Origin of the sequence: Aquirufa beregesia (genome assembly GCF_011090385.1) — a bacterium.
Taxonomy (GTDB): Bacteria; Bacteroidota; Bacteroidia; order Cytophagales; family Spirosomataceae; genus Aquirufa; species Aquirufa beregesia.
The window spans coordinates 1-14,837 of sequence record NZ_SEWW01000001.1; the positions used below are offsets into that span (position 1 = coordinate 1).

Annotated in this window: 11 protein-coding genes and 1 tRNA gene; 4 read left to right on the top strand and 8 right to left on the bottom strand. The window is 36.8% G+C overall.

The annotated features are described in order from the left end of the window. Window positions 1-185: 185 nt before the first annotated feature. The 5 genes from EWU23_RS00005 to EWU23_RS00025 all read right to left on the bottom strand — a co-directional run bounded on the left by EWU23_RS00005 (window position 186) and on the right by EWU23_RS00025 (window position 7,081). Window positions 186-1,610 carry a glycosyltransferase family 2 protein gene (locus EWU23_RS00005; RefSeq protein WP_205753032.1) on the bottom strand — a complete coding sequence of 475 codons (1,425 nt, stop codon included), beginning with the start codon at window positions 1,608-1,610 and terminating at the stop codon, window positions 186-188. Between the two features lies 1 nt (window position 1,611). Further along, complete coding sequence (locus tag EWU23_RS00010) at window positions 1,612-2,454, bottom strand: hypothetical protein (RefSeq protein WP_166227561.1); 843 nt, start codon at window positions 2,452-2,454, stop codon at window positions 1,612-1,614. Between the two features lie 17 nt (window positions 2,455-2,471). Then, window positions 2,472-2,831: a response regulator gene (locus EWU23_RS00015; RefSeq protein WP_166227563.1), complete on the bottom strand. Its 360-nt coding sequence runs from the start codon at window positions 2,829-2,831 to the stop codon at window positions 2,472-2,474. Window positions 2,832-2,897: 66 nt separating this feature from the next. Further along, on the bottom strand, window positions 2,898-6,506 hold the full coding sequence (locus EWU23_RS00020) for a PAS domain S-box protein (protein ID WP_166227565.1): 3,609 nt from the start codon (window positions 6,504-6,506) through the stop codon (window positions 2,898-2,900). Between the two features lie 236 nt (window positions 6,507-6,742). Further along, window positions 6,743-7,081 carry a hypothetical protein gene (locus tag EWU23_RS00025; protein WP_166227567.1) on the bottom strand — a complete coding sequence of 113 codons (339 nt, stop codon included), beginning with the start codon at window positions 7,079-7,081 and terminating at the stop codon, window positions 6,743-6,745. Window positions 7,082-7,205: 124 nt separating this feature from the next. Here EWU23_RS00025 and EWU23_RS00030 point away from each other — a divergent pair, with 124 nt between their 5' ends. Further along, window positions 7,206-8,300 (top strand): helix-turn-helix transcriptional regulator, encoded by a 1,095-nt coding sequence (locus EWU23_RS00030; RefSeq protein WP_166227569.1) that lies wholly within the window; start codon window positions 7,206-7,208, stop codon window positions 8,298-8,300. A 78-nt stretch (window positions 8,301-8,378) separates the two neighbouring features. Then, window positions 8,379-10,142 (top strand): arsenical pump-driving ATPase, encoded by a 1,764-nt coding sequence (arsA, locus tag EWU23_RS00035; protein WP_166227571.1) that lies wholly within the window; start codon window positions 8,379-8,381, stop codon window positions 10,140-10,142. 72 nt (window positions 10,143-10,214) lie between these two features. Here the strand turns inward: arsA and EWU23_RS00040 are convergent, their stop codons facing one another. Then, the gene (locus tag EWU23_RS00040; protein ID WP_166227573.1) at window positions 10,215-10,808 is read right to left on the bottom strand and encodes a c-type cytochrome; all 594 of its coding nucleotides are present in this window, start codon (window positions 10,806-10,808) and stop codon (window positions 10,215-10,217) included. Window positions 10,809-11,140: 332 nt separating this feature from the next. Here EWU23_RS00040 and EWU23_RS00045 point away from each other — a divergent pair, with 332 nt between their 5' ends. Then, a complete protein-coding gene (locus EWU23_RS00045; protein ID WP_235942122.1) occupies window positions 11,141-11,614 on the top strand; it encodes an N-acetyltransferase in 474 nt (157 codons plus the stop codon). Beyond that, a complete protein-coding gene (locus tag EWU23_RS00050; RefSeq protein ID WP_166227575.1) occupies window positions 11,604-12,134 on the top strand; it encodes a hypothetical protein in 531 nt (176 codons plus the stop codon). The genes EWU23_RS00045 and EWU23_RS00050 overlap by 11 nt, the downstream gene beginning before the upstream one ends. A gap of 632 nt (window positions 12,135-12,766) precedes the next feature. On the opposite strand, the gene EWU23_RS00055 is transcribed toward EWU23_RS00050, so the two are convergent. Next, window positions 12,767-12,839 (bottom strand) — tRNA-Thr (locus EWU23_RS00055). Window positions 12,840-12,912: 73 nt separating this feature from the next. Continuing rightward, window positions 12,913-14,835, bottom strand: a complete 1,923-nt coding sequence (locus EWU23_RS00060) for a DUF349 domain-containing protein (RefSeq protein ID WP_205753033.1) — start codon at window positions 14,833-14,835, stop codon at window positions 12,913-12,915. Window positions 14,836-14,837: the final 2 nt, after the last annotated feature.

A 14,837-nucleotide genomic window follows, 5' to 3' on the forward strand; every position in this document is an offset into this window, starting at 1 on the left:
CCAGACTCAAACATACTCACAATTTCTCGTTTAAATGCTTCCGAGTAACAACGAGTTTTCCTGATTTGATGTAAATTCGCTTTCATATATTTTGACTTTTGTGGTCAACATATATCAGGGACGTACATCTTACTAATCCCTAAACACTAATAACTAAATTCTAGGCATTTATAAATGATAATTTATCATTTTTTATTAAATCCTTTTCTCGTCATTTCACCCCAAGAATGCGTTCCTTTAATCTTGTCTATATAGCCTTTAAATGCAGAAATAACACTTAATGGATGGAAATAAAATGGTTCAATGAAGGCTGCACCCAAGAGTTTTAAGAAGTCGTCAACCTTCGTGTATTTATGATAGGTTCTTTCTTCAGTAAATAAGGTGAGTATGGAAAATAGAATGGCAAATGAATACACAAATATCATGAGTAAGAAGAAATAATGCCAATTCATCGTTCCTGCCAAAATAAAATATAGCGTAGCTAATAAGCCTATCACTTCTGCCAACGGAGCAAAAAACTCAAAAAATGTCCAATAGGGAACACTAATTAAACCCAATAATTTGTATTTAGGATTCAGAAACATAATCCGATGCGCCCATAAAGTTTCTATTGTTCCACGCATCCACCGACTTCTTTGTTTCATGAAAATTTCAAGTGTCTCTGGTGCTTCTGTCCAGCAAAGAGGGTCAGGGATATAACTTACGGTATAGGCTAATTTTCTTTCATGCATATATCGGCGCATTCTGACTACCAGTTCCATGTCTTCGCCCACCGTTTTAGTATTATAACCTCCCGCTGCAATCACGATCTCCTTGTCAAACGCACCAAAAGCCCCGCTGATGAGCAAAAGTCCATCCAGCCTTTCCCAGGCCATCCTTCCTAACAAAAAAGAACGCAAATATTCCAATACCTGAATACGAGGCATTAATTTATCTGGAATATTGACTTCTATTAATCGACCATCTTGAATGATGCATTGATTCGCAATTCGAACAACGCCTCCAGTTGCAATGACTCTTTTGTGGCTAGTTTCCATAAAAGGTTTTACCAATTTCAGTAAAGCATCTTTATCCAATATACAGTCGACATCGATGCAAACCACATAAGGATGTTTGGATATATTGATCCCCACATTTAAGGCATCTGCCTTTCCTCCATTTTCTTTATTCACCACAATCAATTTATTGAAGGCAGGATTTTGAGATTGATAAACACCTTTGATATTTTTTGTTGGAATAGAGCCAATTTTATCCAGTTCCATAGGAATCAAATCATAGGTAGATTGCAGAATTTCCATGGAATTATCTTTACTTCCATCATTGACTACAATCACTTCATAATGATTGTAATTCAGGGATAAAAGTGATTTAACATTCTCTTCGATGGTAAATCCTTCATTATATGCAGGGGCAATAATGGATAAAAAAGGTGCATATTCACTGGAAAGAAGTACTTCGTAATTTTCAAAACTGTTTCTCTTCAAATAGGCTTTTAACTCTTTGACCGACAAATAAGCCAAATACAGGTACGAGGACATGATTGTCACCGCATATCCCAAGGCTATGCCTAAGTACAATTCAACCAGAAAGGGTAAATTAGATGCCCCCATATTAGTTTATTTCCTTGCCATAAGATGTAAAAGTAGCTAATAGACTTTCAGCTTCCTCTTTAATATGTTGGGTATGCTTATGTTGTAATAAGGCTTCTACGTGACTTTGTTTTTCAAACAATCTGAAAGTTTGAATGATTTTTAAACCTAAACTAATCACGGAATTATTTTTAGCCTGAAGTAATAGTTCAATATGCTGAGTATCTAATAAGGATGTTTTCTTTAGGGCATCAATAATGTTTAATTGTGTCCATAAATCAATGGTAAATTCATGTTTGGCTAAGTGAATAATGCCTTGTGGTCCATTGATTTTAATGCAGCCATTTAAGGCGTTGATTTTTAAAATAGGATGATTGGATTTGGATATTTCGACCAAATGTTCATAGGCTTTTTTGATGTTCATTTCCGTCAATTCCTTGATTCCCTTACATTTAATTTCCCAGTTTTTGTGACGCAACTTCGCAAATGAATCTGCTATTAACTGGGATTCAATATAAAGTTTTTGAAGGCTTTCAGCATATTCACCTTCATAATTTTGGTGTAAATTAATCACTGATTCCATCAATTGAGCTCTAAATTGTGGAATGGAAAATAAACGCACAAGCATTTTATCTTCCATTAAATCAAAATAGCTCTTGTCGTTAAAAAGAATTTCTAGTAATAGATTATTGATTGTTTCCGTATTTCTTTCAAAATGTATCGCTTGTCGGATGTGGTACAAGCGACTCAACACAATAGCCATAAAAAGTATGAAGGAAATCACACTAAACAGCAAAATAGCACCCACGATGAAAAAGTCTGCTGGGTGTAGTTCAGAAAAGAATTGTTTGCTGTATTCTAACATCAACTCTGAGGTAGTGCTTATTTATTCAGTAATTTATTCATTCTAATTAATAAAATGGCAGGACTGACGGGTTTTGCGATAAATTCGTTGGCTCCAATGCGAAAAGAATCTAATTCTGTTTGTTCGACCGTAGAAGAGGTGAATATAATGATGGGTGTTTCCCGTTGGAGCGTATTTCGGACATAGTCTGTTATTTCTAAACCACTAAATCCTGGCATATTGATATCCGTTAGAATGATATCATAGGCATAATCTTTGATGGATTCTAGCGCATCTTTTCCGTTACTAAAAGGGCTAACCTCAAAACCTTGCTTCTTTAAGAAGAAAGAAAGGGAAGTTCTTAATATTTCATTGTCTTCAGCGAGTAGGACTTTCATTGGGTGAATTTATTGTCTAACAGGAGAAAAGATGCTCTCAATTGCTAAACTTTTGTATGAGGTAGATTAGAGTAAAAGCTTTAATGAAAAAATAACGGACTGAATATATGTTTGGAAATCTGGAAGGGTTTTAGGCAATATTGGATCCATCGTTTCAGATAAGGACTGCTGTTCGGCAGATTCTAAAAACTGAATTCCTTTGGATAGCTGAAACATCGCCAAGGATGATTTCATGCGATGGGCCGATTTTTTAATTTGAACCTGATTTTTCTCTTGAATAGCTTGGGAAAGCTCTATTACATCTTCAGGTACATTTTTGATAAAAAGCTCCATCATCTCTTTTTTGAAATCATCATCTCCGCCCGACAATTCATCTAAATAAGAAAAATCAATCGCTATTATTTTATCCTCTATGGGATTAATTGAGCTTGTCGTTTCTGATTCTGTTCCGAGTAAATTGCTTTTTTTTATCACATCTTGGATAGCTTCCAATAATTCATACTGCTTAAATGGTTTTGCAACATACGCATTCATGCCAATATCAAAGCATTTTTGTTGCTCACCTACTAATGAATGAGCCGTCATAGCAATGATCGGAATATTCATTTTAAGCTCATTCCGTATCATAATGGTTGTTTGATAGCCATCTTGTATAGGCATCTGCAAATCCATCAAAATAAGGTCATACTTTTTCTTTGTTAGCTTTTCAATGCCTAATTGACCATTTGCTGCAATATCGATGTCAAAACCAAAATTTTGAATGACCGTTTTGGCAAGTCGCTGGTTCAACTCATTGTCTTCACACAATAAAATTGACAATTTCCCAAGCTCATTATTTACCTTACTGTTCTGATTGCTTAATTCATTATTACTATCAGTGGTCTTCTTGAATTCTAAGCTAAAGTAAAATTCAGAACCTTGCCCTAATTTACTTTTTACTTCTAATTTTCCATGCTGAAGTTCCACCATTTGTTTAGCAATATTCAAACCTAATCCAGTTCCTCCAAACTTTCTAGTGGTACTTTCTTCCGCTTGTCTAAACCTCTCAAATATACTATCTAGTTTAGTTTCCGCAATACCTATCCCTGTATCTTTGACAGAAAAGCGAAGAGTCACGGTAGTATCCGTTTCAGCTGTTTTCTTAACCGATATAAGCACTTCCCCTTCTTCTGTGAATTTAATAGCATTTCCTGCTAAATTCATGATGATTTGGTTGATTCTTACTTTATCACCAATAATGGAATCAGGAATTTCTGCATCCAAAAATAAGCTAAAGTCTAATTTATTTTTATGTGCTTTTACTTTGAGTAATTCATACACATGCTTGAGGGTATTTCTGACATTGAATGGGTGTTCTTCAATGTGTAATTGCCCAGAATCTATTTTAGACAGGTCAAGTATTTCATTGATAATCACCAGTAAATTTTCCCCAGCCGTTTGAATATGATCAACGTATTCTTTTTGGTCAGTAGATAGCTCACTTTGGGTCAAGAGTTCCGTGAAGCCAATGACCGCATTTAATGGAGTTCTTATTTCATGACTCATATTGGCCAAGAAACTATCTTTGGCAAATACGGCTTGTTCAGCTAGGGTTTTGGCTTGAATTAACTCATTTTCTACTTGTTTTTTGAGCGTATAATCTTCCGCCACACCTAAATAGCCTAAGATTTCTCCATTGATATGTCGGATACACGTCACACTTAACCAAACAGGAATTCGCTTCCCTGATTTAGAAATGTAAGTCCATTCGTTGGCATCAGCCACGCCTGTGCTTCTCGCCTTAAGGACAAAGGTGTCAAAACTAGTTTTAAGATCAATTCCCAGTTCCAAGCTTAAGTCTTTGGTCCGTTTTTTGATTTCTTCTGGATCATGAAATAGGGCAGGAGTGGACTTTCCAATGAGGTCACCACTTTTGTACTCTAATAAATTCAGTGCAGCTTGATTAATGTTTTGAATGATACCTTGGGTGTCAGTAAAAATCACACATAATCCTACCCCGTAGAATATGGCTTTTTGGGTGGCCAATAAATTGGCAATATTATTGTCCTTTTCTTTCTTTTCTGTGATGTCAGACTCAATGGCGATGTAGTTGATTAAATCGCCTTTGTCATTATAAATCGGACTAATGTATAGATCGACCCAATACTCTTTACCTGATTTACTGATATTTTGAATTTCCCCCCGAAATGGTTTATGGTGATCAAGTGCTTCTCGGATGGCCTTTTTGGTTTCTAGGCTAGTACCTATATATTGAACAAGTTCAGCCGGTTTTTTATCAAAAGATTCTTCAAAAGTATAGCCGGTTATTTTTTCAAATGGTTCGTTGACCCATTGAATTCTTTCCGTTTTGTCGGTAATAACCACCATATTGTCTGTGGCGCGGGCGACAAAGGACAGGCGTTTATTTTCCTCTGTCCGAGATTTGATTTCGGTGATATCTCTAGCAGTGGCAAATAATAATCCAGATTCCTTATTGAGAGAGGCATTCCAGCTTAAGATTCGATGTCCGCCAGTTTTACAGGTGAATCGAGCTTCAAAATTGACTACTTCTTTTCCTTCGGCCAAGCTAGAAATAATTTTTTGCGTGGAAAGAATATCCTCCGTTACAATGAAATCATAAAATGGCTTAGCCATTAGCTCTTCGTTCGAATAGCCCAGTATTTCTGAAAAACTCGGGCTCAATCGTTCAAAATACCCATTGACATTTGCTATACACAATAAGTCTTTCGATAAATCAAAGTACTGTTTGAGTTGATCTTCATCCTGTTTTTGACGGGTGATATCACTTTTGATGGCTAAAAATTTACTGGCTTTTCCTTGTTCATCATATATTGGGACTATAGTCAAATCAGCCCAAAATAAGGATCCGTCTTTGGCTTTGTTTTTGATTTCACCCTTCCAAATGGAGCCGTTTTGAACGGTTTGCCACATGTCGGCAAAATATGCTGAATTATGGTAACCTGAATTTAAAATGCGGTTATGTTGGCCAACTAATTCCTCCTTACTGAATTTGGTAACTTTACATGTCGTATCATTGACAAATTTGATTATCCCATGTTCATCGGTGATAATGACACAAGAGGTTTGATCTAATGCTAATTTATAAGAATTTAGCTCTTTCGTGAGAACTTCCAAGGCATCCTTAGCTAAAGAAGCAATCTCATCTTTTAATTGTATATTTTTTTGACGAAGTTCTAATTGATTGATGACTTGTTTGGAGAGTGTTTGCAATGACTTTTTTTGCTCTTCAGTTAATTGCCTTGGTACTCGATCCAATACACATATTGAACCTATGGCATAACCATCCGGATTGAGTAAGGGTGCCCCAGCATAAAAGCGGATTTCATCTTGACCCGTAACAAAGGGATTATCTATAAAGCGATTGTCTTGAAGCGTATTTTGAACTTCAAATACCGAATCACCCATGATGGTGTATTGGCAAAAGGAAATACCCCGACTGGTTTCTTCTATGGTAAGGCCAATTTTAGATTTAAACCATTGTCTGTCTTTGTCAATTAAAGAGATTAATGCAATCGGTACTTGACAAATAGAAGAGGCTAATTGCGTTAGGTCATCAAATTCTTCTTCAGATATAGTATCAAGAATATTATATTGTAATAAAGCCGTTAATCTCTCCTCCTCATTTTGAGGAATTGGTAGAACAATTGGTAGCATAGGTTATAGGGTCGAGAAGATTTACCTCTTGAGCCAAAGCTAGAAAAAATCCGAAGTATTTTCTTAAGGAACCTGAGGTAATGGGATAATACATGATTTTAAGGAGCACAGTGAACTGTGAACTAAATTAGCCAATAATTATTGAAATAGAAATTCATATCGGCACGAATATTCTAGCTGTTCTGCTTAATTAGGATTTATTCCATAAGGATAAATATCCCCATTATTTCTTCTATCTATTTATTTAAGGGGAGGATATTCTGGTACAAGTATTTTTTCTCATCTATCTGAGAGAAAAAATGTAGACCACATCCTACAATCAAATAGCTCATATGTGCAGTAACTAATAGAGAAAAATATCCATCGCTAGGGCTTTGACCAAATAATTGATACGGCGCCAACATGAGATAAAATGAAATGAATAGATTCACTACCACGATGGCAAAGATCCACATTCGATATTTCTTGTATTGAGAGGGCCGCCAAAGGGCTCTGGCAATTCCTTCTGTGGCATATAAGATAATCCATACTAGGACCAAACTCAACATCAGCATTTTTACTAGTTTGTTATTCATGGGATCTACCTGTTTACTTTTTGTTTTTCGATACCCAAAATTCGATTTATAGTCCGCCAAATATTGGCGTTTTACTAACATTTCACTAGCTTGTAGTTCATTTCTTTTACATTCAACATTGATTATGTTAAGCCCCCAAGACCGACTCAAAGAAATCAACACTTTATTTTTACGAAAGGCTTTTCTGGTGAATTTTCGCACCGTGGAGCAGTATTTATCAGAGCATTTTGACATCCCCACTTACTCAGAGCGTAGTTTTAGTCGGGATGTAAGTGCCTTAAAGGAATTATTAAAAGAACGATACCCTAGTATAGAAGAAGAAATGGGTGAATTGATTCGATTTTCTAGGTCAACTTTAGGTTTTTACTATGTGCGACAGGACATCTCTGCTTTCCCAAGTTTTTCCGAAAAGGAATTAAATCAGATTGCCTCCATCATTGATTTGAATCAACATCTATTTACGGATGGAGCAGGACAGGGAATAGTCAATAAGTTAAGGGCAATTACATTGGAAAATAACTTGGCTACTTACCATAAAATCAATACTTGGCCAAGTATTCAGTTGATTAAGGATGGTGAGCGAGCAGGGTCAGATAACATTAAACCTATTTTAGAAGCTATTGCAGCTAAAGATTGTTTGCATTTCTCCTACCAAAGCTTGTCCAAATCAGCTCGTCACAAATTCTATTTAGGCATTCCACTGATGATCAAGGAGTACAATAATGGCTGGTATACGGGTTGGTATGTGCTTATCCAAGAAGTGAAAGAGAATGACCGTATTATAAAGACTGAAATCAATACTCTTCGCCTATTGGCATTGGACCGTATGGATCAATTGAAGGTTGTTAAATCAACGTATCAACTCCGCTTTGCTCCTGATTTTTATCCTCCAGATTATTTCAAAAATATGTTGGGAATACTTCGAAGCAACTTGATTAATCCAGAAATAAAGCCAGAAATAGTATGTGTGCGTTTAGATACAGACAATTGGTTGTTGGATTATTTAACGAAATATCCTTTACATCCTTCTCAACAAGTGAAGGTCCAGGATTCCTCACATCAAAAAATACGTGTTACTTGGAACATGGAAATTAATATAGAATTAGAGAGTTTTTTAATGAGGTATGCGCATGATTTAACCGTTGTTTCACCGGCATCGTTGAGGAAAAGGCTAAAACAAAATTTAGAAGAAGCATTGAAACATCTGGAAGAGGAATAGCTTGACCAATATCATATCTTTCTTGATAAAAGCTCTGTAAATTGAATGGAATTTATGTCAATCTAGCTAAGCTCAATCATGGAACATTCATATACCAAATATTTATTTTTTACTGGTAAAGGGGGTGTTGGTAAAACATCTCTAGCCTGTGCCACGGCAGTTCAACTAGCTGATCAAGCAAAAAAAGTCTTATTAATTAGCACAGATCCAGCATCCAATTTAGAAGATGTTTTACAAACATCCGTTGGGGAGCAAATTCAGGCGCATCAGCAATTGCCCACCTTATTTACGATTAATATCAGTCCCGATGTGTCCGCTGAGGAGTACAGGGATCGGGTGATTCAGCCCATGATGGGGGTAGCTAGTGAAATGGAAATTAAACAAGTAAAAGAGGGTCTATCGGGGGCCTGTACCACCGAAATAGCATCTTTTGATGAGTTTTCTAGGTTTATTACCGGGGAAGGAATTGATGATTTGTATGATGTTGTCATATTTGATACGGCACCTACGGGGCACACTATACGACTACTTGAATTGCCATCTGCATGGGATGATTTTTTAGAGAATAATCCAGGGGGAGCGTCTTGTATTGGGCCTTCCTCTGCCTTAAAAAGTAGTAAAGAGCGCTATAAAAAAGTGATTCAAAGTTTGCGAGATCCACAATTGACTACCTTCTATTTAGTCAGTAGACCGGAAAAATCTTCCTTAAAAGAAGCTGCGAAGACCAGTATGGAATTAAGGGAATTAGGCTTAGAAAATCAGCGATTACTCATCAATGGTGTTTTTAAAGCTTTGAATCCAATGGATCCAGTTGCCCAGCGAATAGCCTTGTTGGCCGACAAACAATTGCAAGAGATTCCTATGCCGCTGGCTAATTTGCCGATGAAAACCTATCCATTATTGCCTTATAACGTATTGGGACTAAGAAAATTAAGGTCATTGTTAGATGAGACTTTGCAATCACAAATCGTTTTGGAAGAGATCGCCTCTTCTCCTCATGCCCAGTATCATATTGAATCTCTGAAAGAATTGGTAAATTCTTTGGAACAAGGCCAAAGGACCTCCGGCTTAATTATGACTATGGGAAAAGGGGGAGTTGGAAAGACAATTGCCGCTGCAACGATAGCTTGTTTATTGGCAGAAAGAGGACATAAGGTATTATTAACTACTACGGACCCGGCAGCACATATTAACGATTTCCTTAGTCAATTGGATCAAATTCCTGCCAATTTACAAGTGGAGCGCATAGATCCTAAAGTGGAAACGCAATTGTATATCCATAAAATCATGGCTCAGAAAGGGGCAAAATTAGGTGCAAATGAGAGGAATTTACTATTGGAAGATTTACAATCACCCTGTACAGAAGAGGTGGCTGTTTTTCATGCATTTTCTAAAGCCATTCATTCGGCATCAAGGCAATTTGTGGTTATGGATACGGCACCTACAGGACATACGCTCCTATTATTGGATACTACAGGTAGTTATCACAAAGAGGTTTTAAAACACAGTTCTTTATCAGCTGATAAAATTCGGACACCTTATATGGCATTGCAAGACAAGGAATTTGCAAAGATTATTTTAGTGGCTTTGCCCGAAACGACGCCCATGCGTGAAGCTGCCGCCTTGCAAGAGGATTTAAGAAGGGCAGGTATAGAACCTTATGCCTGGTTGATTAACCAATGTTTATCGGCTTTACCCGAACTAAAGGACCCCATATTAAAAAAGAGAGCTTCGGCCGAAGGAGCTATTATTGAACAGATTCAAACAAAATTGGCCCATAGGACATTTGGAATACCTTATTTAACGGAGGAACTCGTATTTCCTGAGTTACTGAGTATGTAGAGTCCCCCTTGTATGCAGAAGAGCCCTTGCCTGTAAAGCCCTTGCATGCAAGGGCTTTACAGGCAAGGGGCTTTACATTTTATCTGGTGATATTGGGGATGGCACCACATTTTTTACAGGTTTCAAGCTCTTGAGATATTGAAACATAGCATGAGCATCTTCATCTTTTAGATGAACGAAATTGAACCAAGGCATAGGAGGTAAGAGCATGCGTTCTTGGTCTAAGCCTTTGAATTTCCCCTTGGTTAAGGCCATTTTAAATTGATCTTCAGTCCAATTACCTATTCCTGATTCATCAGGTGTTAGGTTAGCAGCAAAGGATACCCCCCAAGGGCCTGCGGCGGCAGTTAAATCAGGGTACAGTTGGGCAAAGCCTTGTTTGATTAATGGACTATCAAATTTGACGATGGGTCGATCAGAGGGATATCCAGAAAGTAATAATTCAGGAATAATTTCAGGACCTTTAGGCCCCATTTTTTTGGGAGAATGGCAGTCGTTACACCCCATCGTGGTGACTAAATATTCTCCACGTTGGATGATTTCTTTTTCGGAATTTACCGAGATGGCTGGTTTTTCAGCCTTGTTTTCTTGTGAGGAGCAGGAGGCTAGAGTGAGTGCTAAGCCAAATCCTAGCATAGCCCAAACCAATGGTTTTGAGTGATTCATGTTTTTTGGTTGATTAAAGAACAGAAAAATTTCAGCTTTTCAGAATTTTTGATTCAAGGAAGATTGGCTGATTGATGTACAATGTTAATCGGAAAATTCGAAAATCACAATTTTCGTTTATGTCAATGGAAGGAGGGGAGGATTAGAGGTGGAAAATAAATAGGGAAGAATGATTATTCATTTTCAAATTATCATTTTCTTGGCTTTAGTGAATTAGATAAATATACGATATTAGTGAAATTGAAATATGGGAGCACAAATTGAAAGTTTCCGTATATTGTAAATAATAATATTTTAATTTACATTTTTTGTAAGCTTTATTGTATACTTGTATGATGAATGTAGTTGAAGTTTCAACAAGTAAAATTTATCCGATAGAAGTGTTACCCGTTGAAAGTGAGGATTATAAATTGTTGTCGAAAACGCGCTATTTTTTTAATTGGGAGGAAGAAAAAACGCAGGAGACATACAAATTAGTCATCAAAGGACAAGATGATATACTGGGTCTAATTTCACTAGAAAGAATTCCATCTGAATGGAGAATTCACATCAGACTTCTCTGTGTATCATTGGAAAATAGAGGAGAGAGGAAGATTTACGAAAATATTGCAGGCAACTTAATTGCCTTTGTTTCTAAAATTGCAGTTATAGAATTCGGAGAATTTGCTTGTGTTTCACTTAGACCCAAAAGTTCAATTGCTCCCCATTATATTACTAAATACAACATGAATGTTACAGGCGTAACCTTAAGTCTAGAAGTTCCAGAAATACTAGATCTTATTAATCGATACGAACATGGCGAATAAAGACAATATGATCAATCTTGATTCCGATTTTGGAATAGACTCTAGGTATAAAACGAAAAGGGAAAGAGAACAAGATTCTATTGCCTTAATGCATGCTCGTTTAGAGAGATTGAAGAATTTACCGAAACAACAAATTCTACGTGCGAAGCTCATGCAATTAAAGTTGAAAATGGAGGATTTCCTACATTCAACTATCAATGACAATCAAGCACATTTTACTCAATTCTTAGAATTTTATGTGGATACTCTTTATTCCAAACGAAGCGACTTTACTCGGGATTTGAATATTACAGCTGTAAGCCTTAGTCAAGTGATTAATAAGCATAGAGAACCAAAGGAAGAATTTCTTTTCAAGTTACTCTTTCATTCAGAAATGGTTTTTAAAGATGTTTGTAAATTTGATAACAGAATTTGGCTGGAAGTTTATTTTCGGGATAAAATTAATCAGAAATTATCCCTTCAGTCAGAGTGGAAAGAGAAATGGGATAAACAAGTTCGGTTTTCAGAATTACCTGTTTAATGATAGAAATCTATGTTGAAATGCTTTAAAATGAGCAAATACACTAGCTATTTAAAATCTTGGCTGGGATAAAAAATCCAGCACAATTATTCTTCCATGATGGATGATTTTCAAGATGCTCTTACATGGAAAAATGCACAATAAAGGAATGGATTAATTTCCAGATTTGTGAGAAGAATTTGTTTTTTGATATATGAGACACAAAGGAAAAGTAATAATGTCTTGCAATTAAATTTAATCTCTTTTCTCTCATTAGAAGGCAATATGCTGGCTAATGCATTTTCCAAGGCATTTCTTTTTTTGAAAAAAAAGAAACAAAAAAACTTTCTGCTGTTCGTTAATCCAAGACGAATCCGCAAGCGGACCGATTTTCACTTCGCTTTCGGCTATTTTCTTTGACTCAGACGCACATTGCCCCTGCGCATTGTCAAAGCTCCACCTACCGCTTCGTTCAAATCTTTCGTTGGGATTAACTATGAAATCTGGTTTGAAAAATCATAAAAAAAGACAATTTCACTTATTTTTCTTTATTTACTCATTGTTACAAAACCTATATCTCTGATACATGTAATGCAATTCCAATGACCTACGATTATAACAAAAAAGCCCAACATTTCTGTTGAGCTTTGATGAGCCTCCTATCGGGATCGAACCAATGACCTACTGATTACAAGTCAGTTGCTCTACCAGCTGAGCTAAGGAGGCTTGAATTGGGTATGCAAAAGTAAGCATCTAGGCTTAAATTGACAAGTGTTGTCCCCAAAAAACTTGATTTTTTTTAATCTTTTTTCAGTTTTTCCAATTCCTTTTGTGCCTGTTCAATCTTCTTTTCTACCTCAGCACGTAATTTATCTGCCCCTTTCGATTTGGCAAAAAACTCTAAGTTATTGGTTAACACCGCAATATCATTTTCCAAAGCTTGGATTTTCTTACGGCTATCTCCTGAGTGATTTCTACGCTCTTCAGAACCTCCACCTGTCTCCGTAGGCAATGATTTTAACTCAAATCCCCAAGCAGCCAATTGCTCCTTTGGTTGGGTTCTTGCTAAATCAATCACTGCATTCCAGGTATTGCGGAATTTCTCTTGTATGTCTTTAACATTTTTACGTGGAACAAAACCAATGGCATCCCAAGCTTCTTTCTTCGCTTTCAAATTGGCTAATAAGCTAGGATCTTTCAATGTTGCTTCTAAATCGGATAAAATGGCTTGTTTAGCTACCAAATTTGCTTCAAATTCTTCATCCTGAGCTCCTTTGCCTTTACTTCGTTTCAAATTGAAATAAGCATCACAAGCGGCTTTGAATTTGGTATATACCTGATCCTTTTGCTTCTCAGGTACATGACCTATCTCTTTCCACTTTTTCTGCAATTCAATCACCTGTTGGGTAATCTCTTGTGTCTCTGTTCCAACGGCTACGATCCCTTCTACTTGCTCAATTAACAATAATTTGGAAGCTAAATTGGCTTTTCTCTCGGCATCTATTTTGGCGAAAAACTCACTTTTATGCTTGAAGAATAGTTTCAAGTCGGACCAGAACAGATGACTCACTTCTTTTCCTCCTTCTCTAGGTAAACCGCCTTTCAATTTACCCCATTGTTCTTGCAGAGCTAACACGGCTTTAGAGGCTTGGTTCCATTCCGTAATACTACCAGACTGGAAAGTGGCATGGTGGTGCATTAAATCCGCTAATTCTTTCTTAATCTTTAAATTTTCTTCATAAACGGCTTTCTGAGCTTCATTGACTTGTCTTTTTTGTTCAAACAAAACATCCAATGATTTTTTAACTCGTTGCCATAATGCCTCATTTTCATCACGATGAGCAGGTCCAATATGTTTGTATTCTTCAAACAATTCTTCTGCATCCTTCATCAATTTTTGCAAGGGAGCATTTTGTTTCACCATCTCTGCTAGGCTTTCCAACTTCACAGCAATGGTTTCCTTAGCTTGTAAATTCTTTTTACGGTCAAGTTCCAACAACTCAAAGAATATACTACGATTGCTATAAAAGCGATCCACTAAAGCATGATAACTCTGCCAAAGTGTTTGATTCATAGGACCTTGAACAGAACCTAAGGTTTTCCATTCATCTTGTATTTTTTTGAATGCCTTGAAACTGGCATTCACATGCGCTGGATCAGAATTATCATCGGCATCCACTAGGGTGCGTAATTCATTGATCAACCGCGTTTTACCTTCCAATGCTTTCTCACGAACTTTTTCTAGTTGTTGGAAAAAGTCTTGCTTGGTCTTTTTAATTACATGTATGGCAGCATCAATTTCTTGAGCTAAGCTATCTCCTTTGTAAGTAAAACCTTCTTCGAATCCATCATTAGCAGCTTTGAAACTATCTAAAGCAGCTTGTCGCTCTGCTTGTTTGATGCTATCCCAAGATTCTTTGGCTTCTTTGATTAATTCATCCACTTTTTTGTACACCGCAGGCCCCGCATGATGCTGTACCAAGTCTTTAAGTTTCCCAAAAAAGCGATGCAAATGCTCTTTTGAATGTCCATCTTCCAAAAGCGGATATTCCACCGTTTTCTCTTCTGTGCTCAACATGGCTTCTGTAGGACTGCTTAATTCAATTTCTGCGCTACTTTCTATCACTTTTTCTATTTCCTCCACAGGAGAAACAGGAGTGGGTGTGTTAGCTTCAACAGAAATCTCTTCAGCTTTTGGGGTCTCTTCGGTCATCATACTCATCG